The organism is Vibrio ouci, assembly GCF_004551525.1.
Taxonomy (GTDB): domain Bacteria; phylum Pseudomonadota; class Gammaproteobacteria; order Enterobacterales; family Vibrionaceae; genus Vibrio; species Vibrio ouci.
Map to the genome: position 1 here is coordinate 1 of NZ_SATR01000029.1, position 23,297 is coordinate 23,297.

Below are 23,297 nucleotides of genomic sequence, written 5' to 3' on the forward strand. Positions count from 1 at the left end.
ACCGAATTGCTTTTGCGCCCAAAGAGTTGGCTCTATATAAGTCATGGTAATCATCCTTGTCATTGCTTAGATGATCAGATCATGGAACATGCAATTAGTTCAAAAAAATCCCCAAGCTGTGGCTTGGGGAATTGTGTATAAGAGACAGGCGTATTGGCCGCCTTTTTTGTTTGCTACAGATTAGTTGTTTGCAAAGCGCTCTTGCATTTTCTCAGCACACTTGTCTGCACGCGCTTGAGATAACTCGACAAACTTCGCTTTCTGCTCTGGCGTTAGAATGCTTAGCATTTGGTGCTGCTTCTCAAGCATCTTCACTTTACGCTCGCTCTGTTTCTCTACCATCGCTTTAGCGAGCTCGTTTGCTTGTGCTTGGTCAAAGTTGTCAGCCAGCACTAGCTCTTGAACTTTCGCTTTGTGCGCTTGCATTTCAGCATGGCGCGTTTCAAAGTTGTCTTTGAAGTTAGCTTTCATCTCTTTCTTGCCCGCTTCACGCATCTCTTTAAGCTGATCTTTTTGTGCGTCAGTTAGGTCAAGCTTACGCATGATGCTACGGTCAAAACCGCCACCACATTCACCGTGGCCACCTTTCTTATGATCTTTACCACCGAATGCGAAGGCACTTGCAGTACCTAGAGTTAGTGGAACAACAACGGCTGCTAATACTAATTTTTTTGCTAATTTCATAATCGTACCTTTCACTTAATCTATTGGATTGTGCTGCGGTTCTCTGCAGCGCTTGAGTGTAGAATACGACCTGGGACGTAAAGGAACGTCTAGGGAGCGTAAAGATTCGTAAAGAGCTACATTGCCCCTAAATCTATTGCACAATTAGCAGTAATATAACCATATCAGAATTACCTAGAGACTTTGCTATGCCACACATTTTATTAATCGATGATGATACCGAGCTGACCAGCCTACTTAAGGAAGTGCTGTCGTTTGAAGGCTTTGAAGTCTCTGAGGCAAACAATGGCGAAGAAGGTCTCGCGCTATTAAGTGATCAAATCGACCTGATCTTACTCGACGTAATGATGCCCAAACTCAACGGCATGGAAACCCTGAAGCGACTGCGTGAAACATGGGAGACCCCAGTATTGATGTTGACCGCCAAGGGAGAAGAGATTGATCGCGTGATCGGCCTAGAGTTGGGTGCCGATGACTATCTACCCAAACCTTTTAGCGACCGAGAATTGATGGCGCGTATCCGTGCGATTTTACGCCGCACCCAATCATCAAATGGCAAAGCGACGAAAAACTCTGACTGCATTGAATACCAAGATATTCAGGTTTTTCCGGGCAAGCAAGAAGCCTATTGCCAAGGTAAACTGATGGACTTAACCACCACTGAGTTTGCTCTATTAGCGCACTTTATTCAGCATCCGGGTGACACCTTAACCAAGGAAGCCCTCAGTTTAGATGTACTAGGCAAGCGTCTAGCCGCTTTCGACCGAGCCATTGATATGCACGTCTCCAATCTACGTAAAAAGCTTCCTGAACGTAGCGATGGTAAATCTCGCATTAAAACTATTCGTGGTCGCGGCTACCTATTGGTTGAGGAGGGTTGATGCGCCTACCTAAGATCACCAGCTTATATGGCCGTATCTTTGCCATTTTTTGGTTCACGATGTTTTTGGTCTTGGTCGCCGTGCTATCACTACCTCACCTTGATCCGAGGAAAGCACGTGATATTCCAGCCGATCATTACGACCGACTGATCGATATAAAAACCAAAATAGAAAACAAATATCGTAACGCAGACAATCTCGCACGAGTGCTCTACAAGCTTGAAGGTCCAAGACACTCCCCGAAAGACCCTCGGCCACGCTTTTTTGTCACCGATCTTGAAGGCAATATTCTCACCACTCAAGATAGGAAAAATTATAAGTATCGTGCACTACAAAACTTTATCACCAGTGTTGAAGTGCCAGGACAACCTCAGCAAAAACTCTACGGTCACTATATGGTGGCTGGCCCGCTGCCGGTCACTTTGGCCAAAGAAGACCTGCTCCTGTATATCGGCGTTAAGTGGACCCAACCACCACCATTTTTACTGCGTATGTTTGATAAGCCGTTCCAGCTACTCTTTGCTGTAATGCTGGTCAGTACCCCGTTACTGCTGTGGCTCGCTTGGGCACTCAGTCAACCGGCGCGCAAATTAGAACGTGCGGCAAAGCGAGTAGCGAAAGGGGAATTTGTCGTCGATCCTGCGCTAGAAAAAGGCACCAGTGAGTTCCGTCAGGCGGGCGCGAGCTTTAACCAGATGGTTGAAGCAGTCAATCAGATGATTTCAGGTCAGCAGCGACTGCTTTCTGATATTTCTCATGAGCTACGTTCGCCGCTGACTCGCTTAAGAATGGCCAATGCCCTAGCCACTCGCAAACAAGGTGAGAGCCCAGAACTAACCCGCATCGACACCGAAGCACAGCGTCTGGAACAAATGATCGCCGAGTTACTTGAGCTCTCAAGAATGCAAGTCGACAGTCACCTCACCCGTGAAGAGCAACCAATGGTCAGCCTGTGGGAAGCGATCTTGTCCGATGCTCAGTTTGAAGCTGAGCAGATGAACAAGACCCTGACCTTTAACGCCATACCAGAGCAGGTCATCTCGGGTAATCCTAAACTGTTGATGAGCGCATTGGACAACATCGTGCGTAATGCGATCTATTACGGCAAAGATCGTATTGAAGTTGAGATGTCTACCTCTGAAGGCCACATTGTCATTGCTGTTGATGATAATGGCGAAGGGGTCCCTGAACAGGAGCTGGACGCAATATTCCGTCCGTTCTATCGCGTATCCACCGCCCGTGATCGACACAGTGGTGGTACCGGCCTAGGGCTTACCATAACGGAGAGTGCTATTCGCCAGCACAGTGGTAGCATCATAGCCAAGCGCAGTGAGCTTGGCGGTCTAAGAGTAGAAATCACTCTGCCTCTGGGTGGCCCTGAATAACCTTACAAACAGACAGTTGATAATAGATCTCATTATCATTTAAAGTAAGTCCTTCAATAATGGAGGATTTACTATGTCTCATGTTTTCCCAGAACTTCCCTACTCATACGATGCGCTAGAGCCGTATATTGATGCTAAGACAATGGAAGTCCACTACAGCAAGCATCACCGAACTTACTTTGATAAGTTTATTACTGCAATAAAAGGCAGCGAGCTAGAGTCCACCAGCCTCAATGACATCTTTGCTCAAATCTCTCAGCAATCTCCAGCAGTGCGCAATAATGGTGGTGGCTACTACAACCATATTCTCTACTGGAACTGCATGGCACCTAACGGCGGCGGCACACCAACCGGGGAACTCGCTGAAGCTATCATCACTACCTTTGGCAGCTATAAACAGTTCCAAGAGTTATTTGCTCAAGCCGCGATTAATACATTTGGTTCAGGCTTCGCGTGGCTAATCGTCAAAGATGGCGCCCTGCATATCACCTCTACTACTAATCAAGACAACCCGTTAATGGATGTGGCAGAGGCTCAAGGTGAACCGATCTTAGCACTTGATGTCTGGGAGCACGCCTACTACATCAGCTATCAAAATCGCCGCCCTGATTATATTGACGCTTGGTGGAACGTGGTCAACTGGGAAGCCGTCAGTGAAAACTATGCTATCGCGCTCACCCAAGGCAAATAGTGCCAACCATAGATAAAAACTCACAACGTCAGACTTGGCGGTTTATCTAAGCCGCCTTATACTTTCTAGCCTTTCTCCAATCAGCTAAAAAGAAATCAATATGTTTGATATTGCGCTATACGAACCTGAAATTGCACCGAACACCGGTAACATTATCCGCCTATGTGCCAATTGTGGGGCGAACCTTCACCTAATTGAACCTTTAGGTTTTGATTTAGAAGAGAAAAAAGTGCGCCGAGCTGGATTGGATTACCATGACCTTGCGCGAGTCACTCGCCATAAAGACTACCAAGCTTTTGTTGAGTATCTAGAAGAGAATCGTAAAGGCTATCGCATCTTTGCTTGTACTACCAAAACAACCGGCCACCATGTAGATGCTAATTTCCAAAAAGGCGATGTACTGCTATTTGGCCCAGAAACACGCGGATTACCTGCTGAGCTAATCGAAAGCATGCCGATGGAGCAGCGCATTCGTATTCCAATGATGCCGGATGCACGTAGCTTGAACCTGTCAAACGCAGTCGCGATTATTGCCTTTGAGGCATGGCGCCAAATGGGCTTTGAAGGCGCTCAGTAAGAACTATCTGAATATGAAAGGGCTGGCGTTTTTGCCAGCCCTTTTTTCTGCTGTCATCCTCAAGAGTGAGGAACGAATTGGGGAGCTCTTCAAGTAGTCACAAACCTTAAAAGATTCCCTACTCGCTCCTGCGTCACTCTATGGAATGACAAAATACTCAAACAAAAAAAACGGACTCTAATGAGTCCGTTTTTTTGTTTATTGAAAACAGCTAGGTCTATGGACGCGCCACAAAACCAACTGCTTCGTATGCTTTCTTCAGCGTTTCCGCTGCGCGAGCGGACGCTTTCTCTGCACCTTGCTTCATCACTTGGTCCATGTAAGCACGGTCAGCACGAATGCGGTGGTACTCAGATTGAATTGGCTCAAGCATGGCAACCAGTGCTTCACCGACATCTTTCTTAAATGGACCGTACATTTCAACGCCTTGGTACTTCGCTTCAATCTCTTCGAAGCTCATACCCGTCGCCGCTGAGTAAAGACCCATTAGGTTAGAGATACCTGCTTTGTTGTCCCAGTCGTGAGCAATACGCGGTGGCGTCTCTGCATCAGTTTGAGCTTTATTAATCTTCTTGATGATTGATTTCGGCTCTTCAAGCAGAGTAATCACGTTCTTACGATTATCGTCAGACTTAGACATCTTCTTCGTTGCATCTTGCAGGCTCATTACACGCGCATTCACTGTTGGAATGTACGGTTCTGGCACTTGGAAGATTGGCTGCTCTGGCGAATAGATATTGTTGAAGCGGTTAGCGATATCACGCGCTAGCTCAAGGTGTTGCTTCTGGTCACTACCTACAGGCACTTGATGCGCGCCGTATAGTAGGATGTCTGCTGCCATCAACACTGGGTAATCGAACAGACCTACGTTTACATCACCAAACTGGCTAGAGGTGTCTTTCGAGTAACGTGCTGATTTATCTTTAAACTGAGTCATACGGCCCAGTTCACCCATTTGGGTGTAACAGTTAAGAAGCCAACCAAGTTGAGCATGCTCTGGTACGTGTGACTGAACAAATAGCGTGCTCTTTTGCGGGTCAACACCAACAGCCAGACAAATTGCTAGTGCGTCTAGAGTCGCTTCATGCAGTGCTTTCGGATCTTGACGAACCGTAACCGCGTGAAGGTCTACGACACAGTATTGGCAATCGTAATCGTCTTGCATCTGCTGCCATTGACGTAGAGCACCCAAGTAGTTACCGATACTTAGTTCACCTGATGGTTGAACACCACTCAATACGATGGGTTTGCTCATGGGAATAGTTCCTTTGACTTCTTAATCTAAATAAATGAAAAAACCGTGTCGACTTAGGGATTAATCACCTAGAAACACGGTTTACTCAGTGTACTCATTAACGAGTATTTTGGAAGACCTTTTATTAGGCTTCAGTACAAACAGCGACAGCTTCCACTAAATCTGCGATGGTGTCCGCGACATAATCAGGTTGAGATGCCGAGATGGGTTCACCGTGGTTGTAGCCGTAAGTCAAACCAAACGAGTGACAGCCAGCATTTTTCGCCGCTTTGATGTCGTTGCTTGAGTCACCAACCATCATCATCTCTTGTGGCTGACAGCCATGTTTCTCTAGCAGCCAGTTTAGAGCCATCGGATTTGGTTTTTTCTCAGGGAAGGTATCGCCGCCAATCACATCAACAAAATACTTATCAATGCAGTGCTTAGCTAACACCTCTGGGACAAACTTCGATGGCTTGTTGGTCACAAGTGCCATAGTAAAGCCCGCTTTATCTAGCTCAGCTAGCGTCTCTTTTACCGCAGGGTAAAGGTGGCTAAGCTTGTGACCACTCTTTTCGTAGTAATCATCAAACATCACACGCGCTTTGGCATGCAGTTCAGGATCAAGCTCAGGAGATACCGTCAAGCTGCGGCTTAATGCGCGGCCGATTAAGATATCTGCGCCATTACCCACGTAATCGCGAACCTGCTCTTCTGTTACCGCTGGGTAACCCAGAGCTTGTACTGCTTGGTCCGCTGCAACCGCCAAATCTGGCACGCTATCAAGCAGCGTACCATCTAAATCAAAAGCGATAAGTTTAATACTGCTCATCGAATTACTTTACCTTTGCTAGCTCAGCGCGCATTTGGTCGATAACTTGTTTGTAATCCGGCTGATTAAAGATAGCTGAACCTGCAACGAACATATCCGCGCCCGCTTCTGCGATCTCTTTGATGTTATCAACCTTTACACCACCGTCGATTTCTAGACGAATATCGCGGCCAGACTCATCAATCATCTTGCGAACTGCGCGCAGTTTATCAAGCGTATTAGGAATGAATGATTGACCACCAAAACCTGGGTTTACTGACATCAGTAGAATCATGTCTACTTTATCCATGATGTACTCAAGGTGCGACAGTGGCGTTGCAGGGTTTAGTACCACGCCCGCTTTACAGCCGTGTTCTTTGATCAGTTGCAGAGTACGGTCAACGTGCTCTGAAGCTTCAATGTGGAAAGTGATCATCGACGCACCCGCTTTGGCAAAATCAGGAATGATGCGATCAACTGGCTTCACCATTAGGTGAACATCAATTGGAGCCGTGATGCCGTAGTCACGTAGCGCCTGACAGATTGGCGCACCGAAGGTCAGGTTTGGTACGTAGTGGTTGTCCATTACGTCGAAATGAACCACATCAGCGCCGGCTGCGAGTACTTTTTCTACGTCTTCGCCTAAGCGAGCCATATCTGCAGACAGAATCGATGGAGCGATAAGGAAATCTTTCATACCTGACCTCTAGGTTAAATTGGGCATCATTGCACACTGAAGAAACTTTGCGCGCAATTCTACCTAAGCTAGAGATCAGAAGATAGAGAAGTGTGATGAAATGTGATTATTTGCCTTCAACAGGCTTAAACAGCGCAAGAAGTTCATCAACTTTGTTGCGACCAGCGCCATTGCGGCTGATGGTTCGTTTCACCTTAACCACGTTAAGCTCAGCACCGTGGTACAAACGACGCGTCAAAGTGGTGTCGTGGTTTGAGATCAGCACTGGAATACCACGCTCTGTCGCCGCTTTCTCGGCTACATCAGCCAAGGCTGCTTGGTCATCTAAGCTAAAGCCATTACCTGCATAAGAGGTAAAGTTAGCTGTGTTAGACAGTGGCGCATATGGCGGATCGCAGTAAACCACACTGCCCTTACGCGCGCGCTTAAATGTCTCATGGTAACCTTCGCAGACAAACGTCGCCTTCTTGGCTTTTTCGGCAAAAAATTCTAATTCTGCTTCAGGGAAGTAAGGTTTTTTGTACGATCCAAATGGTACATTGAAGCCGCCTTTTTTGTTGTAACGACATAGGCCATTAAAACCAAAACGGTTCATGTAAAGGAATGCTAAAGAGCGATACATCACATCATCGGTAGCATTAAATTGCTCACGGATATGTAAGTAAGCTTCTTTACGATTGTTCTCTGGGCAGAACCAGCGCTTAGACTCAGAGATATACTCTTGCGGGTTCTCTTTAAGCAGGTTGTAGAGGTTAATCAGGTCTGGGTTGATATCAGCCAGTAAGTACTGCTCATAGTCAGTATTGAGAAAAACAGAACCAGCACCTACGAACGGCTCCACCAGCTTACGTGCTTCTGGCAAGTGACGCTGGATATCTTCGACAAGTCCGTATTTTCCACCTGCCCATTTCAGGAAGGCACGCTGCTTCTTCATCTACTGCTCTATTTATCAACCACAAATTAAGGCTGCGGAATGTAACATATTTTGTAATTAATCTCAGACTATTTTCTGGCTCAAAGGCAGAATCAAGCCTTCTTAGTTACCACGCTCAATTTCACGTTGAACTTGGTTAAGAGATTTAGCCCAAGGGTCAAGGTTTTGCAGCTCGCTAGAAAGCCCTTGTACGGCGTCACGAGCGACCTGAATAGTTGGGTAATTACTGTAAGTTACGATATACCAATCCACATCATTACGAATGGTTGGATAAATAAAAACTTGGTTGCTCAGCTGATATTGGTCAATGAACTTCTGCACCTCTTCCAGCGACTGCACCGCTGCAAGCTGTAAGGTGTAACTGCGCGGAGAAAAGCTCTTAAGCTCATCTTTAGTAAATGAGAATTTAATAACGGTTTCCGCTGGCTGTTCTTGAGTTGCTGGTTCGCCAGTCACTTCAGGCTCAGCTACGGGTTCGGTAACTGTTGACTGCTCAACAACAGCTTTAATCTCACTGGTATCAACCGTTTCTGGTTTATTCTCCAACAAGGCATCCACCACATCAGAAGTAATTACCACACGTTGGTGATCATCGTCAGCATTGCCAACACTCGATACCTGCTCGGTAACATCTGGCGGTAAGGCGCTAGAGTCATCTTCAGCACCAGCTAAACTCGGGTCAATGCTCGCCTCAGGTTCAACCACTTGCGAGGTCGCGTCCGCTGAAGAAACTTCAGGCAACGTTGGAATCACGGTTTGTTCCATCGTCTCTGTAATTTGCTGAGCTTTATCATCAGGTGATGGCTGAGACATCATCCACCAATATCCGCCACCGATAATCATCAGTAGTATCACCACTAACATAGCGATATTGGTAGGCGAGCCTACTATCGAGCGGATAATAATCCTTTTTTCCACTTTTTGTTCCCCTAATGCCATGATTTCGCCAGGGCGGCGCGCCACGGTTCGATATGCATTGCGAACCCGTTTTTCCATATCGTCTTCGACAAAACGAATCACCAAATGTTCAAAAAAACGGTCCGCTTCTTGTTGGCTAAGTGCTTCAATTTCCAGATCAATCGGCTTGTGTTCTTGACCATAACTCAGGCGAGTTAACAAGGCATCTAAACTGCTTGGTTGAGCAAACAGTAACACATTGATCGTCCAGCCCGGATGAATCTGCGCTTCCAGCACCAGCATCCACAGTTCTGAAATAAAGGACTCACTGAGCAGATGAGCATCATCAACCGCGATTACCACATCGCAATTTTCACCTTCCATCAAACGCGAAAAAGACTCCGCTATGGAGTCCGCAGGGTCGAATAACGGCTCTGAAAGAAGTTGAGTCAGAATGGTAGAACGGCGCTGTTGATCATCTTGATTGGGGTAACACATCAACAAAGATTGGTTTTTGTCTTGCGCCCAAGCTTCAAGGTAGTACTGCGCTAACCACGTTTTTCCCGCCCCTTTGTCACCACCAATAGTGACGAGGTTGGAACCAAAATTGGTCAGTAGTTGCAATCGCTCTAGCAGTTCAACCTGCGAGTCTAACTCCAACACACGTGGATCACGCGCTAAGCTCATTTCACAAAATCCTAATGATCAATTAAGTAGTATCAATCACAGCTAAATGTGGATTGATACTACAAACAAAAAGACTTAAACGGTGCGAGCGAAGTCGATGGCTTGTTCAATAATCGACTCTGGCACACCTTTCACTACGTCAGCTGTACCTATGCTGGTAGGTAAGACTAAGCGAAGCTCACCAGCTAACACCTTCTTATCGCGCATCATATGCTTCATAAAATCAGCAAAAGACATTTGCTCAGGTGTATGTACCGGCAGTTTTGCTCTCTTCAGTATAGAGAGAATTCGCTCAACTTGCTCTTCACTGATAAGCCCTTGAAGCTGCGCAGTTTTTGCGGCCATTACCGTGCCAGAAGAAACCGCTTCGCCATGTAGCCACTTACCATAACCCAACTCTGCTTCGATCGCATGACCAAATGTATGACCTAGGTTCAGTAAAGCGCGAATACCTGACTCTTTTTCATCTTTTGCGACCACTTCAGCTTTGATTTCACAGCAACGAGCGATGGCATAAGTCAGTGCTTGCTCATCGAGAGCGTAAAGCTTATCAAGGTTCTCTTCTAACCAAACAAAAAACGCCTGATCGTAAATGATGCCGTATTTGATCACTTCCGCAATACCAGCGGCAAATTCACGTTCAGGGAGTGTTTTAAGACAATCAGTATCAATTACCACCGCTTTTGGTTGGTAAAATGCGCCGATCATATTCTTACCCAATGGGTGGTTAACCGCAGTTTTACCACCAACAGATGAGTCTACTTGAGACAGCAATGTAGTCGGAATCTGAATGAAATCGACACCGCGTTGGTAACAAGCAGCTGAGAAACCAACTAAATCACCAATCACACCGCCACCAAGGGCAATCACCACCACATCACGGGCAAAATTACCTTCGAGTAGGTAGCTCATGACTGAGTTGAATGTCTCTAATGATTTGTATTGCTCGCCATCAGGTAGTTCCAGTAACGATGCGTCACAACCTAATTGCTTTAAGAGAGAGAAGATTTTATCGGCATAAAGAGGGGCAACAGTGACGTTAGAAATCACTACTACTTTTTGCTTGCTCGATAAGAAAGAAAGGTGGGCCGGATCATCAAATAATCCGGCACCAATTGAGATTGGATAGCTACGTTCGCCTAAGCTGACCGTAATCCGTTCCATGGGTATTCTCCAATTGCTAAAAAAGTCTTAACGTTCTTCTAGCATTTTTACGATCTGGTTGGCTACCACTTTTGCACTTTGATCGTCTGTACGTACTGTGTAATCCGCAATTTCTTCGTAAAGTGGGTTGCGTTCTCCAGCTAGAGACTCTAACACTTCACGTGGATCATCAGTTCGTAATAATGGGCGCTTCTTGTCGCGGTTAGTGCGAGCAAGTTGCTTTTCAATTGTTGTCTCTAGATAAACAACAATACCGCGCGCAGAAAGACGGTTACGGTTTTCTTTGCTCTTAATTGAACCACCGCCTGTTGCAAGTACGATACCTTGCTCATCAGTTAGATCATTAATTACAGATTCTTCGCGTTTGCGGAAACCGTCTTCGCCTTCAACATCAAATACCCAAGCGATATCTGCGCCAGTGCGTTCTTCAATAACGGTATCAGAATCAACAAACTCCATATGAAGTTGTTGAGCTAGGTGTCTACCGATTGTGCTCTTGCCGGCACCCATTGGGCCTACAAGGAAAATATTGCGTTTCTCAGCCATGTTTAGCAGTAATTTACAACGTTAATTCAATGACATCGCCACAAGAGAAGCCAGTTTATAACTAGCAGTAGAAATGCTTGTGGCACCTATTCCTCACAGATAATTCGTGATAAGACCCGAAATTATCTAGATAAGGTGCCCTTAATGCAAATTTATTTTTTCAAGTAAGGTAATTCTTACTCAATTACAACTTTGGGGGTAACGAAAATCAGCAGCTCGCTTTTACCCATTTGTTGGTAGGTTCGCCGAAAAAGTGCCCCAAGTAGCGGAAGGTCACCGAGCATAGGCACTTTCTCTACCGCGTCAGTCACACTGTGCTGGAAGATCCCGCCTAAAACCACAGTTTCACCGTTTTCCACCAACACTTGGGTGCCAATCCGCTGAGTATTAATCGCTACCGCTTCACCGGTACCCGTTTTGACGATATCACCTGGCCTATCTTGAGTAACACTGAGATCGAGTACTAGTCGGTTGTCTGGGGTGATTTGTGGAATCACTTTGAGACTTAATACTGCCTTTTTAAACGCCACACTGGTTGCCCCACTGGAAGAGGATTCTAAGTAGGGAATCTCGCTGCCTTGTTCAATGTAAGCGGGCTTTTTATTGGTGGTAATAAGCCGCGGGCTTGAAATTACTTCAGCTTTGGACTCACGCTGCAGTGCTGAGAGTTCTAAGTCGAGCAACATATCCGAACCCAGCTTAGCCACTTGAAAGGCGATGCTCGATGCATTGGCTGAGGTGGCAGCCAAGTTCACATTCAGCATGTCATCAATCGGTACCGAGCCAAACACGTTGTCTTCGATACTCGCGCCAAGCGTGGTACTGCCATTGGTGTTGTGATAACCCCAACGCACACCGAGCTCATCTAAGTTACCCTCATTAACGGTGACGATTCGCGCCTCTATCTGCACCTGTTTAACCGGAATATCCAGTTCATCAATGATGGCTCGAATAACATCAATATTGGGTTGTAAATCGCGGATAAGTAACGCATTGGTTCGTTCATCGACACTTAATGCCCCGCGCGAAGAGAGCATACTTATCGCCCCTTCCCCACCTATCATCTCAGCAATGTCCGATGCCTTGGCGAACTTTACTTTGACGAGCTCAGAACGTAGCTCCCCTAACTCTTCCTCCAGACGAGCCTTTTCTAGCCTCTCTCGTTGGCGTGCATCCAGTTCTGCTTTAGGCGCAATCAACACCACGTTGCCAGTCGTGCGCTTATCCAATCCTTTCACCTGCAAAATGATATCGAGTACCTGCTGCCAAGGCACCCCATCTAGACGCAAGGTTAAATTACCGCTGACAGAGTCAGAGACCACAAGGTTGAAGTCGTTATAGTCAGCAATCAGTTGAAGGACATGTCGCACCGGAATGTCTTGGAAATTAATTGATATCTTTTTGCCTTCCCGCTCCAGCTCACCAGTTTGCTTTGATAGCGATTGCTCAGTGCGCGCCATAACCTCAACGTGTAAATCATTGCCTTCGATTTTGTAGTCATAACTGTATTGACCATCAATCGTAGCTACCAAACGTGCACTCGTTTGGTGGCGAAACACTTCAATGGCGCCCACATTGGTCGAAAAGTCTGTTACATCGACAAGGTAGAGTTGTTCGTCTGGTACCTGAGTATTGAGCAGTTCTATTTGCAAGCCCTGCGGCGTTTTGCGTACATCCACCACAACTTGCGGATGTTGCAAATGAATAATGATCGTCGCTTGTTGCTCACTGCCGACTCTAAAATCAATCCCTTGCAATGCGTTCTGCATCTCTTGCTTGGCCATACTAACAACAGAATAACTGCTGCAGCACAGCAACAACATCATGTTCATATAGCAAGAATAGCGACGAATAAATCCCTTAATCATGTTCGTTTCTAACCTTTGATATCTACTTGAGCGCTAGCTTAACCTTGCGCTGATTCCAGCACCCTAGGCCATCGGGAAGGGGTTCGTTTATCTGCACATACTCTGCGGTGACCTTAGTGACCTTGCCGTTATTCACACCGATAAATTGGCCCGCGTTAACTTTTATCAGCTGACCGTTTGGTGTTTGTACCAGCGCCGACACTTTGTCATTGCGACTCATCACTCCCTTCAGGCGCAGCTTGGCTAACGGATAACGCTCTAACTCCCCCGCCTTTTCGGTCTTAGCAGGCTGCCAGCAATCTTTGTTGTGCTGAGATGGCGTCGATACGATTGCCTCTTGCGGTAAAACAAAGGGCTCGCGCATCTGATGAGCTTTATAACTACGAACATTCAATGTGACGCTTGGCATCAGAGCAACCACATCCCTATCCGCCTGACGTTCAATATCATCGATATAATCATCAAGTGCCCCTTGGTTAGCTTTGCAAGCACTCAGGCTTAGCACGAGCACGACTATGGCTAAGGATTTAAGGTTCATCTCTCACCTCTGGCTTGAGCTGATAAGTGTAGGCCTGCACGCGAAAATGCAGCGTGCTGCTCTCTTGGCTCACTCGCTGCCAATTAACATCGTCAAAATGAATCATGCGCGATAGCTGGGCAATCGCTTGACTAAAGTCACCGATGTTGTGATAGCTCCCGGTCAGCTCGATGTTGAGTGGTAATCGGTAGAGAAATGGTTGGCTTTGTTTCTGTCCCCAATCGATACGAGTAAACGTCAGTGAGTTCTTAAGCCCAACTTCGTTGACCGAGGCCAGCATGCTGGCCAACTCTTTTTGCGCGGGTAACTGCTGCGATAGGTAATCATATCGCTGTGACAACTCTGCTAACTGAGCCTGCAACTTGGGTATTACCGCCGCTTGATTGGCTTTTATCAATGCGGTCGCTTTCAAGGTTTGCTCTTGAGCCTTAAACTCTTCAATACGCTCTGTTTGAGGCATTAAGTAGAACCAGTAACCAAAACCTTGTAGCAACATAATTAATACTATCAGCGCAACAAGTTGAGCCTGCAGCGGCCACTCGGCTATCTCTTCAATATCTAAATCGGAGTAGTCCTTCATTACTGCACACCCACCGCTTGTGATGGTGATTGAAAATCGAATGAGACATTGAAGGTTTGAAACTTTTTACTAAAGCGCACCTGACCGTGGACGATGGAGTGCATTTCAATATTGCTCAGTAACGGTGAACTTTCTAACCTATCCAGCATGCTTGCCAGACGAGAGGTGGTCTCGCTGATCCCAGAGATTTGAATCTGTTGACCACTCATATTGATTTTATCGACGTAGACACCGTGAGGAATAAAGCTCGGCAGCGCATTCATAAAATCGGTGGTTGTATTTCTTAGCTGCTGTAACTGCTCAACTACTTGTAGTCGAGTCAGCAGCGCCTTGTGGTCCTGATCTAGTCCCTTGAGTTGATTGATGCGCTGATCGAGCTGAGAAATATAATCATTGAGATAGGTTAAGCGAGATTGCTGCAACTGCTCTTGACTAAATAAGTAGTGTCCAGCAAACCACTGGCTCAACACCGCGATGCTGAGTACAGCAATAACTAGTCCGAAAAATCGTTGCTTATGACGCCTCCTTAACTGCTCACGCCACGGCAACAAATTAATGTTATGCAGCATGCTTGCTCTCCAGCCATTCAATGCCTCTCATTGCTAAGCCAGCCGCTGTAGCATACGAATAACCTCGCAACAGCGACTCTTGTGACTGTTGGGTACTGTTTGCCAATAAAGTCAGTGGGTTCAGCAGCTCACAGGGGATAGCAAGACGACGAGCAATCTCTTCAGCCAACAGAGGGATCATTGCACCGCCGCCACACAACCACACGCCTTTAATTGCGGTGTCATGCATGGAAGTCATTATCTGCATTTGGCGTTTGAGCTTATCAATCAGTGTGTAGATAAACTGCTCGGTACTTTGATGGCGCAAACCTTCGCTACTGGTTAACGTTTCTATCATCTGCGTACCAATCGGCAGCTCTTTATACAGTGGGGCTTTATTATTAAAGTCGATAATCAGTGAAGATTGGCTAAGCCCTACATCCAGTATTATCCACTGTTGCTGCTGGTACTTGTGTGCCGCTTGCTGCCACAGTTGAGCTAAGCAGTGGGCTTGAACATCGATCAACACTGGCGTATAACCCGCTTTGCTCACCGCTTCGATTCGACTCTCGATTAACTCTTTTCGGGTCGCATAAACTTGATAGCTGCAGGCACTCTCCTGCGCTGATGAACTCTCTACAGGCACAAAATCAAGGCTCAACGCCTCGATTGGGAAGGGGGATTGGTGAGAAAATGCCTCAAAGATGGCGAACTCTCTTTCTTGTCCCTCTAGGTCTCTATCTATTTGTAATTGTTTACTTATTACAGCGCTATCAGGGACAGATAAAGCAACTTTGTGGCTAAATCGCGGCAAATACTTCCTTAGTTCTTTGAGTTTCTTTACAATTTTCTGATAATTTAACATGTGGTTATCAGAGAAAATGCCCGACTCGATTGGCAGTTCTTGATAATCTACCAGCACAAATGTGCCTTTGTAGGGCTTGAGAACAACCGCTTTAATACTGTGGTGGCCAATATCAATGCCTGTAACTAATGATTTACCCATGCAGCTTGGCTCCGTACTTTTTGCTTCGCTCATATGTTTAAATTGATGGTTAGATAAACACATAGAAAAGTGAGCTAAAATTTTTAGCTTAAAGTACAAGGGTTTACATATCGTGAATCCTATTAATCAGGGAATATCCGGTGAAGTTCATAAAGCGACTGTTTATATTCACATTGATTTGCATAATTCTTGGGGTCGGTACCATTTTCGGCTTCTACCTTTATGTCAAACCAGAGCTACCAGACGTAGCAACGTTAAAAGATGTCGAGCTACAAACACCCATGCAGGTGTACAGCCAAGACGGCAAGCTGATTTCTCAATTTGGTGAGAAACGCCGTATCCCTGTTGCTTATGATGATATTCCTCGTCACCTAGTGGAAGCACTGATCGCAACCGAAGATAGCCGCTTTTATGATCACCCGGGTATCGACCCAATTGGCATTACTCGTGCTGCTGTTGTTGTTGCCCTATCAGGTTCAGCAAAGCAAGGCGCAAGTACCATTACTCAGCAGCTAGCACGTAACTTCTTCCTTTCCAATGAGAAGAAGATCATGCGTAAAATTAAAGAGATCTTTATTGCAATCCATATTGAACAGCTTCTAAGTAAAGAAGAAATCATGGAGCTTTACGTCAATAAGATCTTCTTAGGCTACCGCTCTTACGGTTTTGGCGCGGCTGCTCAAACCTACTTTGGTAAAGATCTGCAAGATCTCTCGCTAAGCGAAATCGCGACGCTGGCAGGTATGCCAAAAGCACCATCAACCATGAATCCGATTTACTCGCTAGAGCGTGCTACTCACCGTCGTAACGTGGTTCTACTGCGTATGTTGGATGAGAAATACATTACTCAAGATGAGTATGACCAAGCTCGTGCAGAAGAGATCGTTTCACGCTACCACGGTGCTGAAATTGAACTAAGTGCTCCATATGTAGCAGAGCTAGCTCGTGCATGGATGGTGAGCCGTTACGGTGAAGAAGCGGCGTACACCTCAGGTATGAAGATCTACACTACGGTTGACTCTAAGCTTCAAGCAGCAGCCAACGACTCTGCAATCAGCAACCTGCTTTCTTATGACGAGCGTCATGGCTACCGCGGCGCTGAAAAAGTGTTGTGGAAGAAAGGTGACACCGCTTTTGACGAGCAAAAGATCGATAAGACTCTCGACAATGTTCCAAGCTACCGACCACTGATTCCTGCGGTTGTGACCAAAGTGGACGGAAAACAGGCAACAGTCTTCGTTAAGAATAAAGGCGAACAAACTCTTGAGTGGGACGGCATCAAGTGGGCACGTAAATTCCTAACTGATAACCGCCAAGGCTCTGTACCAAATAGAGCCTCTGATGTATTGGCCGTCGGCGAACAAATTTGGGTCCGCCCAGTAGAAACAAAAACGGATGGTGAAGAAAGCACTGTTGCTTGGCACTTAAGCCAAGTACCTAATGCCAACACTGCGTTTGTCGCGATGAATCCAGACAACGGCGCGGTACTTTCACTGGTTGGTGGCTTTAACTTTATCCATAACAAGTTCAACCGTGCGACTCAGTCAGTGCGTCAGGTTGGTTCAAGTATCAAACCGTTTATCTACTCAGCGGCGATCGATCAGGGCCTAACCCTTGCTACTCTGGTCAACGATGCACCGATTAACCAATGGGATAAGAGCCAAGGTACAGCGTGGCGTCCTAAGAACTCACCACCGACTTATACTGGCCCTACGCGCCTACGCATCGGTCTGGCTCAATCGAAAAACGTAATGGCAGTTCGTGTATTACGTGAAGTGGGTCTGGATGAAACGCGTGAATACCTAACTCGCTTTGGTTTCAATATTGACCAAGTACCGCGTTCAGAAACAATTGCTCTTGGTGCTGGTAGTTTAACGCCGATCAAAATGGCCCAAGGCTACTCTGTTTTCGCCAACGGTGGTTACTATGTTGAACCTTTCTATATCAGCAAAGTAGAAACGCCATTTGGTGAACTTGAGTACCAAGCTAACCCGAGCATCATTTGTCATCAAAACTGTACGCAGCAGCCAGCGACTGAAACAGTAAGTAACGAGTTCGCTGAGCAAGATGTCGACATGACAGCTGACGACAGCGCACCTCACTATGCACCGCAGGTAATTTCTGAACAGACCGCCTTCTTGGTCCGTGAAATGATGTACAGCAACGTATGGGGTGGCGGTGACTGGAGTAAAGGCACTGGCTGGAATGGTACAGGCTGGCGAGCACAGAAACTTGAACGCCGCGACATTGGTGGTAAAACCGGTACCACCAATGACTCAAAAGATGCTTGGTATAACGGCTATGGTCCAGGCATGGTTGCGATTGCGTGGGTTGGTTTCGATGACCATAACCGTAATCTAGGTAGAACTAAGCCAAACAGCAACTTAGCTAACAATCAAATTTCTGGTGCTGAAGCTGGAGCGAAAACCGCTCAACCAGCATGGGTCGATTTTATGCGTGATGCGCTGGCAGGGACTCCTCAGCACGAGAAAGTGATTCCTGAGGACATTGTTCGAGTACGTATCGACCGTGACTCAGGCTTGTTAACCAACAAGTTTGATTCAAGCTCAATGTTTGAGTACTTCCGCGCAGGCACTGAGCCAACAGAATACGTTACCCGCGAGCTTACCGACAGCATCTACACCTCTGAAGATGGTGAAGACCTGTTCTAATTCGCTCAAACAATAAATACGAAAAAGGGTTGATACTGAGGTATCAACCCTTTTTTCTTTTCAGTAGCGGGTCTTAAACTTGTAGCTGCTGAGTGATCGCTTGTGCAAGCTGCTCAAATCGAGCACGCAATGGTGAACCTGGACGATAAGCCAAAACGATACTGCGTGACGGGACAGGGTTAATTGCACGCACATAGCAAACGCCATCTTTTTGCTTCTCTTTTGGCAAAGAGAGCTCCGGTAATAAAGTGATACCCGCACCTGCCGCGACCATGTTACGCAGTGTCTCTAGGCTGGTTGCTTTAAAACGTTCATCATCTTTCGCACCAGCAGCGAAACAGAAGCCCAACGCTTGATCTCTTAAGCAGTGGCCATCACCCAGCGCCAACACAGTTTTGCCATTCAGATCGAGCATGTCGACTTCATCAAGCTCTGCCCACTCATGGTCACAAGGTACTGCAACACTCATTGGTTCGTTATAAACTTCAATTTCTTTGAATGCAGCGGTTTCAGCCACAGAAGCCAACACTAAACAATCTAACTTACCGTCTTCTAACTGACGCACCAGCTGATGAGTTTGCGCTTCATGTAGATAGAGCTCTAAATCAGGAAAGGCCTCTTTAAGCATAGGGACGATCTTCGGCAACAGATACGGCCCAACGGTTGGAATAAAACCAATATGCATCGGACCAACCATCTCCCCGGCTTGACCGCTAGCCATATCTTTAAAGGTTTTCACTTCAGTCAAGATACGCTTAGCCTGGTCAACCAACTGTAAGCCTGCATCGGTAAAGAGTACTCGGCGACTACTTCGCTCCAATAATGCTGTCCCTAGCTCATCTTCTAGTTTGCGAATTTGCCCACTCAAGGTCGGCTGGCTGACAAAACACGCTTCGGCCGCTTTTCGAAAATGTTTATGCTCAGCTAGCGAAACCAAGTATTCAAAATCTCGGATATTCATTATTGGTGTTCTCCCCACACTTTGTAGATAGAAATAATCTATCAAAACCATAGCATCAAACGATTAGAGCTATCAAAGGATTTCTTTAATAATAACTTCATCGAAACAGAGCACAGTGAATATGCTGCTAAGTCTCAAAAAAATAATTATATAAAATCAAAAAGGAAATCATTATGTTTGCATCTAAAGAAGGTCAAAATGTCCCTCAAGTTACTTTCCCAATCCGCCAGGGCGACGCATGGGTAAACGTCACGAGTGATGATCTATTTAAAGATAAAACCGTTATTGTATTCAGCCTTCCAGGCGCGTTTACTCCAACGTGTTCGTCTAGCCACCTACCTCGTTACAACGAGCTATTCCCAGTATTCAAAGAGCACGGTGTGGATGAAATCCTATGTGTCTCAGTTAACGATACTTTCGTAATGAACGCTTGGAAAAATGACCAAGAAGCAGAAAACATCACCTTCATTCCTGATGGTAACGGCGAGTTTACTGATGGTATGGGTATGCTAGTTGAAAAAAATGACATTGGTTTTGGTAAACGTTCATGGCGCTACAGCATGCTAGTGAAAAACGGCGTGGTAGAGAAAATGTTCATCGAACCAAACGAGCCAGGCGACCCGTTCAAAGTGTCAGACGCAGATACTATGCTAAAACACATTGCGCCGGACTTCAGAACTCAAGAATCAATCACGGTATTTTCTAAACCAGGTTGCCCATTCTGTGTTAAAGCAAAACAGAACCTAATTGATCACAATCTTCAGTATGAAGAGATTATTCTAGGTAAAGACGCAACAACAGTAAGCCTACGAGCAATTACTGGCCGTACAACGGTTCCGCAAGTCTTCATTGGTGGTAAGCACATCGGTGGTAGCGAAGAGCTAGAAACTTACTTAGGTTAATTAGGTAAACAAGTTCAATCAGCCCAAACAAAAAAAGGAAAGCACTGTGCTTTCCTTTTTACTTTCAATCAGAGAATTAGCAACAGTTGCCATTCTTCTCAGCTGCAATCACTGAGATTTCCACCAGCAGCGCTTCACGGGCCATATCGCCAGTAACACAAGCGCGTGCAGGCGCGTGACCTTCAGGTACCCATGCATCCCATACTGCGTTCATCTCTTGGAAGTCTTTCATATCTTTCAAGTAGATAGTTGCAGATAGCATATGCTCTTTATCACTGCCTGCTTCAAGCAGTAGTTGTTCAACCTTATCAAGCATAGTTTGAGTTTGTTCAGTGATGTCTTTGGTAGCATCGGCACAAACTTGTCCACATAGGTAAATCGTACCATTGTGCTTAACAATACGGCTCATGCGCTGTTTGGTATGTTGGCGTTCGATCATTTTTCTCACTTTCAAATTAGATTGCGATATTCTATAGCAAGTTATGTTACCGAATTCGTACCACTATGACATGCCCTCACTGTAAAAATAATGGCTGGTTTTGGAAAAAAATTGGCCGCTGTAAGCGCTGTATGGATCAGCTCACTGTGTTATCGGTGTTGTGTTGGATAGTGTGGTGGTTTCTGTTCAAAGACGATCCGAAGAGTATTGAATCTATAACTTTGATCATCGCAGGGTTTGCGTTTAATGGTTTGCTGGCTTTGCACTTATGGATGCGCTTTGTCATCTCGCCATGGCGAAAACGCAAAAAAAACAATAGTTAAAACGGACTTGCTCAAAATAATCGGTGTCAGAGCAAGGAGGATAAAAAACGAATCCTATGAGCATAGCCCGTCTATTCGATTAGGTGAGTTTTTTTGACAACGAAGCTATGGCATCGATTATGAAGAGCAAAAAAGAAAAAAGCCCCAAAACCAATTATGGTTTGGGGCCTTCTTAGATTCTTCTAAGAAAAAGCAGTGGTACTTTAATAGACTCTGCCTTTTCTAATTAGTTCCAAAAGTTGCTCGATCTTTTTTGATCTTTTTTAGCACCTTTGAAATTCAATTGGTTACGCGACGTTAACTCGAGCAATTGATTGCTCAACCAAATTCACTTCCAACGCGACCTCATCACAAGCATGTTGACGCGGACACTGGTCGCAATCTTTTAGCACTTTCTCAGGCAGTAATGACTTCGATGTTGGCAAGAAGGATTGCTTCATAAAGAACTCTGGTGTGCGTGTCAGGACGAACACTTTCTTAATCGCCATTTGGCGCGCCTTATCCACCAAGTATTGCACGATCGCACTGCCTTGCCCTTGGCCCTGCCAGCCCGCTTCAATACCTAACGAACGAATTTCAGCTAGACCAGAGTCATAAACATACAGTGATGCACAACCAGTCACCTCACCATGGTGTTCAGCAACGGCAAACGAGCCAATATCACGCACTAGTTCACTACGCGAGCGCGGAAGGTTCTCACCCATATTGGCCCAGTAAGTGACCATGCCTTCGAGTGACTCAATATCAGTTAGGCGCGCAGGACGTACGTTAACCGCCGAAGTATCACGCTTAATTAAACGCCCTTCCGCTTGTTCAACCGCATGCGCAACTTGCTTAGGTGACACACCGCCTAAAGCACTACGCTTTTCAAGACATGATTCAATGGTCAGGATGTCATACACATCAGACTCAATCACTTCTGAGAACTCTTTCAATTCCGCAATCGACAGTTCTTCGAGTGCGCAGCCTTTTGCTATCGCGCCGACAACTGCGACACCCACAATATGGTGTGCTTCACGGAATGGAATGCCTTTCGCTACTAGGTAATCAGCTAGCTCAGTAGCGTTAGCATAACCTTGCTTAGCCGCTTCTAGTGTACGCTCACCATTGACTTTGATGCCATCAAAACAAAGCGCGGCCATTTCCATACAGTCGTTCCACGTATCTAACGCATCGAACAGACCTTCTTTGTCTTCCTGCATATCTTTATTGTACGCAAGAGGTAGCGCCTTAACTGTCATCATCATGCCAGCTAATGAACCATAAACACGGCCGGTCTTACCACGGATTAGCTCTAACGCATCTGGGTTTTTCTTCTGTGGCATCAGCGAAGAACCGGATGTCACGGTATCGGCCAACTCAATAAAGTTAGATTCACCAGAGTTGTAGAAGATCATATCTTCAGCAAGACGCGATAGGTGCAGCATCGAAATCGAAGCGACAGACATTAGCTCCATCACATGGTCACGATCCGATACAGAGTCTAAAGAGTTGCGCGTAGCACGGCGAAAACCTAGGTTGTGCGCCACTTGTTCACGGTCAATCGGATACGCAGTACCTGCCAATGCGCCAGAGCCTAGCGGACAAGTATCTAAACGATGAATCGCATCATGCAGGCGAGAATAGTCACGCTCAAACATTTCAACGTAAGCTAAACACCAGTGAGCAAACGTTACTGGCTGGGCACGTTGTAAGTGAGTGTAGCCCGGCAGCACTGTATCTTGATGAACTTTCGCCACAGAGACCATTTGAGCTTGCAGGCGATCGAGTGCCATTAATAGCTGCTGACCTTGCTGACGACACCAAAGCTTAAGGTCTGTCGCCACCTGATCGTTACGTGAACGGCCAGTATGAAGCTTCTTACCTAAATCGCCGACTTTGCTGATCAGTTGCTGCTCAACCCAAGAGTGAATATCTTCGGCATCAGAACGTAAAATCTGATGCGGGTCTTCCATCACTTCAAGTTTAAGTTCATTCAATGCTAGCTCGAGCTTTTGTTGCTCTTCTTCGTTCAATACGTCGACAGAAAGCAAGGCTTTTGACCAAGCAATCGAACCTACGATATCTTGTTCAGCTAGTCGGTAATCGAAACGCAATGAGTCGTTAAAATCTTTGAATCTCGTATCTGCCGCTTGGGTAAATCTTCCGCCCCATAATGCCATTGCGTATCTCCTGATTACCTATGCTCACTGTAAAGAGTGAATTGCTGTTATTGCTTAGATTGACTCTGAATCGTATTCAGTATTTTATGATGGTTCAAAGTTACGGCAAA

23 protein-coding genes are annotated in these 23,297 nt (G+C 46.0%); 7 read left to right on the forward strand and 16 right to left on the reverse strand.

Annotated elements, in window-relative coordinates; translation table 11 throughout:
* Nucleotides 1–180: 180 nt before the first annotated feature.
* On the reverse strand, nt 181–684 hold the full coding sequence (locus ELS82_RS16985) for a CpxP family protein (RefSeq protein ID WP_134836532.1): 504 nt from the start codon (nt 682–684) through the stop codon (nt 181–183).
* Between the two features lie 188 nt (nt 685–872).
* On the opposite strand from ELS82_RS16985, the gene ELS82_RS16990 reads away from it, so the two are divergent.
* The 4 genes from ELS82_RS16990 to trmL all read left to right on the forward strand — a co-directional run bounded on the left by ELS82_RS16990 (nt 873) and on the right by trmL (nt 4,218).
* Nucleotides 873–1,565 carry a response regulator gene (locus ELS82_RS16990; protein ID WP_134836533.1) on the forward strand — a complete coding sequence of 231 codons (693 nt, stop codon included), beginning with the start codon at nt 873–875 and terminating at the stop codon, nt 1,563–1,565.
* The gene (gene cpxA, locus ELS82_RS16995) at nt 1,565–2,950 is read left to right on the forward strand and encodes an envelope stress sensor histidine kinase CpxA (RefSeq protein WP_134836534.1); all 1,386 of its coding nucleotides are present in this window, start codon (nt 1,565–1,567) and stop codon (nt 2,948–2,950) included. Before ELS82_RS16990 ends, cpxA begins: the two co-directional genes overlap by 1 nt.
* 73 nt (nt 2,951–3,023) lie before the next feature.
* Nucleotides 3,024–3,641 carry a superoxide dismutase gene (locus tag ELS82_RS17000; RefSeq protein ID WP_134836535.1) on the forward strand — a complete coding sequence of 206 codons (618 nt, stop codon included), beginning with the start codon at nt 3,024–3,026 and terminating at the stop codon, nt 3,639–3,641.
* A 100-nt stretch (nt 3,642–3,741) separates the two neighbouring features.
* Entirely contained in the window at nt 3,742–4,218 is a 477-nt protein-coding gene (trmL, locus tag ELS82_RS17005) for a tRNA (uridine(34)/cytosine(34)/5-carboxymethylaminomethyluridine(34)-2'-O)-methyltransferase TrmL (RefSeq protein WP_134836536.1), read from the forward strand.
* A gap of 217 nt (nt 4,219–4,435) precedes the next feature.
* On the opposite strand, the gene trpS is transcribed toward trmL, so the two are convergent.
* From trpS to pilM, 12 genes are all read right to left on the reverse strand, one after another.
* Nucleotides 4,436–5,473 (reverse strand): tryptophan--tRNA ligase, encoded by a 1,038-nt coding sequence (gene trpS / locus ELS82_RS17010; RefSeq protein WP_134836537.1) that lies wholly within the window; start codon nt 5,471–5,473, stop codon nt 4,436–4,438.
* A gap of 124 nt (nt 5,474–5,597) precedes the next feature.
* Entirely contained in the window at nt 5,598–6,284 is a 687-nt protein-coding gene (locus ELS82_RS17015; RefSeq protein WP_134836538.1) for a phosphoglycolate phosphatase, read from the reverse strand.
* Between the two features lie 4 nt (nt 6,285–6,288).
* A complete protein-coding gene (gene rpe / locus ELS82_RS17020; protein ID WP_004415927.1) occupies nt 6,289–6,960 on the reverse strand; it encodes a ribulose-phosphate 3-epimerase in 672 nt (223 codons plus the stop codon).
* A 106-nt stretch (nt 6,961–7,066) separates the two neighbouring features.
* Nucleotides 7,067–7,894: a Dam family site-specific DNA-(adenine-N6)-methyltransferase gene (locus tag ELS82_RS17025; protein WP_134836539.1), complete on the reverse strand. Its 828-nt coding sequence runs from the start codon at nt 7,892–7,894 to the stop codon at nt 7,067–7,069.
* 102 nt (nt 7,895–7,996) lie between these two features.
* On the reverse strand, nt 7,997–9,478 hold the full coding sequence (locus ELS82_RS17030) for an SPOR domain-containing protein (RefSeq protein WP_134836540.1): 1,482 nt from the start codon (nt 9,476–9,478) through the stop codon (nt 7,997–7,999).
* Between the two features lie 75 nt (nt 9,479–9,553).
* Nucleotides 9,554–10,642: a 3-dehydroquinate synthase gene (aroB, locus tag ELS82_RS17035; RefSeq protein ID WP_134836541.1), complete on the reverse strand. Its 1,089-nt coding sequence runs from the start codon at nt 10,640–10,642 to the stop codon at nt 9,554–9,556.
* Nucleotides 10,643–10,669: 27 nt separating this feature from the next.
* On the reverse strand, nt 10,670–11,188 hold the full coding sequence (aroK, locus tag ELS82_RS17040) for a shikimate kinase AroK (RefSeq protein ID WP_134836542.1): 519 nt from the start codon (nt 11,186–11,188) through the stop codon (nt 10,670–10,672).
* A gap of 176 nt (nt 11,189–11,364) precedes the next feature.
* Nucleotides 11,365–13,056, reverse strand: coding sequence for a type IV pilus secretin PilQ (locus ELS82_RS17045; protein ID WP_134836543.1), 1,692 nt, complete (start codon nt 13,054–13,056; stop codon nt 11,365–11,367).
* Nucleotides 13,057–13,078: 22 nt separating this feature from the next.
* Nucleotides 13,079–13,594 carry a pilus assembly protein PilP gene (locus tag ELS82_RS17050; RefSeq protein ID WP_134836544.1) on the reverse strand — a complete coding sequence of 172 codons (516 nt, stop codon included), beginning with the start codon at nt 13,592–13,594 and terminating at the stop codon, nt 13,079–13,081.
* Nucleotides 13,584–14,174, reverse strand: coding sequence for a type IV pilus inner membrane component PilO (locus tag ELS82_RS17055; protein WP_134836545.1), 591 nt, complete (start codon nt 14,172–14,174; stop codon nt 13,584–13,586). The genes ELS82_RS17050 and ELS82_RS17055 overlap by 11 nt, the downstream gene beginning before the upstream one ends.
* Entirely contained in the window at nt 14,174–14,743 is a 570-nt protein-coding gene (locus tag ELS82_RS17060) for a PilN domain-containing protein (RefSeq protein WP_134836546.1), read from the reverse strand. Before ELS82_RS17060 ends, ELS82_RS17055 begins: the two co-directional genes overlap by 1 nt.
* A complete protein-coding gene (pilM, locus tag ELS82_RS17065) occupies nt 14,733–15,728 on the reverse strand; it encodes a type IV pilus assembly protein PilM (RefSeq protein ID WP_134836547.1) in 996 nt (331 codons plus the stop codon). Before pilM ends, ELS82_RS17060 begins: the two co-directional genes overlap by 11 nt.
* Before the next feature lie 140 nt (nt 15,729–15,868).
* On the opposite strand from pilM, the gene ELS82_RS17070 reads away from it, so the two are divergent.
* Entirely contained in the window at nt 15,869–18,400 is a 2,532-nt protein-coding gene (locus ELS82_RS17070) for a penicillin-binding protein 1A (RefSeq protein WP_134836548.1), read from the forward strand.
* A gap of 73 nt (nt 18,401–18,473) precedes the next feature.
* Here ELS82_RS17070 and oxyR read toward each other — a convergent pair whose 3' ends face one another.
* Nucleotides 18,474–19,361 carry a DNA-binding transcriptional regulator OxyR gene (gene oxyR / locus ELS82_RS17075; RefSeq protein WP_134836549.1) on the reverse strand — a complete coding sequence of 296 codons (888 nt, stop codon included), beginning with the start codon at nt 19,359–19,361 and terminating at the stop codon, nt 18,474–18,476.
* A gap of 173 nt (nt 19,362–19,534) precedes the next feature.
* On the opposite strand from oxyR, the gene ELS82_RS17080 reads away from it, so the two are divergent.
* Nucleotides 19,535–20,263 carry a glutathione peroxidase gene (locus ELS82_RS17080; RefSeq protein WP_134836550.1) on the forward strand — a complete coding sequence of 243 codons (729 nt, stop codon included), beginning with the start codon at nt 19,535–19,537 and terminating at the stop codon, nt 20,261–20,263.
* Nucleotides 20,264–20,339: 76 nt separating this feature from the next.
* Here the strand turns inward: ELS82_RS17080 and ELS82_RS17085 are convergent, their stop codons facing one another.
* The gene (locus ELS82_RS17085; RefSeq protein WP_134836551.1) at nt 20,340–20,702 is read right to left on the reverse strand and encodes a RidA family protein; all 363 of its coding nucleotides are present in this window, start codon (nt 20,700–20,702) and stop codon (nt 20,340–20,342) included.
* 65 nt (nt 20,703–20,767) lie between these two features.
* Between ELS82_RS17085 and ELS82_RS17090 the strand changes: the two genes are divergently transcribed.
* A complete protein-coding gene (locus tag ELS82_RS17090; protein WP_134836552.1) occupies nt 20,768–21,025 on the forward strand; it encodes a DUF3624 domain-containing protein in 258 nt (85 codons plus the stop codon).
* Between the two features lie 287 nt (nt 21,026–21,312).
* Here the strand turns inward: ELS82_RS17090 and argH are convergent, their stop codons facing one another.
* Nucleotides 21,313–23,187 carry an argininosuccinate lyase gene (argH, locus tag ELS82_RS17095; protein ID WP_134836553.1) on the reverse strand — a complete coding sequence of 625 codons (1,875 nt, stop codon included), beginning with the start codon at nt 23,185–23,187 and terminating at the stop codon, nt 21,313–21,315.
* Between the last annotated feature and the right edge of the window lie 110 nt (nt 23,188–23,297).

What these genes read in the sequence shown, in the direction of transcription:
- ELS82_RS16985 (WP_134836532.1), bottom strand. Translation starts at nt 684, where the DNA reads ATGAAATTAGCAAAAAAATTAGTATTAGCAGCCGTTGTTGTTCCACTA.
- ELS82_RS16990 (WP_134836533.1), top strand. Translation starts at nt 873, where the DNA reads ATGCCACACATTTTATTAATCGATGATGATACCGAGCTGACCAGCCTA.
- cpxA (WP_134836534.1), top strand. Translation starts at nt 1,565, where the DNA reads ATGCGCCTACCTAAGATCACCAGCTTATATGGCCGTATCTTTGCCATT.
- ELS82_RS17000 (WP_134836535.1), top strand. Translation starts at nt 3,024, where the DNA reads ATGTCTCATGTTTTCCCAGAACTTCCCTACTCATACGATGCGCTAGAG.
- trmL (WP_134836536.1), top strand. Translation starts at nt 3,742, where the DNA reads ATGTTTGATATTGCGCTATACGAACCTGAAATTGCACCGAACACCGGT.
- trpS (WP_134836537.1), bottom strand. Translation starts at nt 5,473, where the DNA reads ATGAGCAAACCCATCGTATTGAGTGGTGTTCAACCATCAGGTGAACTA.
- ELS82_RS17015 (WP_134836538.1), bottom strand. Translation starts at nt 6,284, where the DNA reads ATGAGCAGTATTAAACTTATCGCTTTTGATTTAGATGGTACGCTGCTT.
- rpe (WP_004415927.1), bottom strand. Translation starts at nt 6,960, where the DNA reads ATGAAAGATTTCCTTATCGCTCCATCGATTCTGTCTGCAGATATGGCT.
- ELS82_RS17025 (WP_134836539.1), bottom strand. Translation starts at nt 7,894, where the DNA reads ATGAAGAAGCAGCGTGCCTTCCTGAAATGGGCAGGTGGAAAATACGGA.
- ELS82_RS17030 (WP_134836540.1), bottom strand. Translation starts at nt 9,478, where the DNA reads ATGAGCTTAGCGCGTGATCCACGTGTGTTGGAGTTAGACTCGCAGGTT.
- aroB (WP_134836541.1), bottom strand. Translation starts at nt 10,642, where the DNA reads ATGGAACGGATTACGGTCAGCTTAGGCGAACGTAGCTATCCAATCTCA.
- aroK (WP_134836542.1), bottom strand. Translation starts at nt 11,188, where the DNA reads ATGGCTGAGAAACGCAATATTTTCCTTGTAGGCCCAATGGGTGCCGGC.
- ELS82_RS17045 (WP_134836543.1), bottom strand. Translation starts at nt 13,056, where the DNA reads ATGATTAAGGGATTTATTCGTCGCTATTCTTGCTATATGAACATGATG.
- ELS82_RS17050 (WP_134836544.1), bottom strand. Translation starts at nt 13,594, where the DNA reads ATGAACCTTAAATCCTTAGCCATAGTCGTGCTCGTGCTAAGCCTGAGT.
- ELS82_RS17055 (WP_134836545.1), bottom strand. Translation starts at nt 14,174, where the DNA reads ATGAAGGACTACTCCGATTTAGATATTGAAGAGATAGCCGAGTGGCCG.
- ELS82_RS17060 (WP_134836546.1), bottom strand. Translation starts at nt 14,743, where the DNA reads ATGCTGCATAACATTAATTTGTTGCCGTGGCGTGAGCAGTTAAGGAGG.
- pilM (WP_134836547.1), bottom strand. Translation starts at nt 15,728, where the DNA reads ATGGGTAAATCATTAGTTACAGGCATTGATATTGGCCACCACAGTATT.
- oxyR (WP_134836549.1), bottom strand. Translation starts at nt 19,361, where the DNA reads ATGAATATCCGAGATTTTGAATACTTGGTTTCGCTAGCTGAGCATAAA.
- ELS82_RS17080 (WP_134836550.1), top strand. Translation starts at nt 19,535, where the DNA reads ATGTTTGCATCTAAAGAAGGTCAAAATGTCCCTCAAGTTACTTTCCCA.
- ELS82_RS17085 (WP_134836551.1), bottom strand. Translation starts at nt 20,702, where the DNA reads ATGATCGAACGCCAACATACCAAACAGCGCATGAGCCGTATTGTTAAG.
- ELS82_RS17090 (WP_134836552.1), top strand. Translation starts at nt 20,768, where the DNA reads ATGACATGCCCTCACTGTAAAAATAATGGCTGGTTTTGGAAAAAAATT.
- argH (WP_134836553.1), bottom strand. Translation starts at nt 23,187, where the DNA reads ATGGCATTATGGGGCGGAAGATTTACCCAAGCGGCAGATACGAGATTC.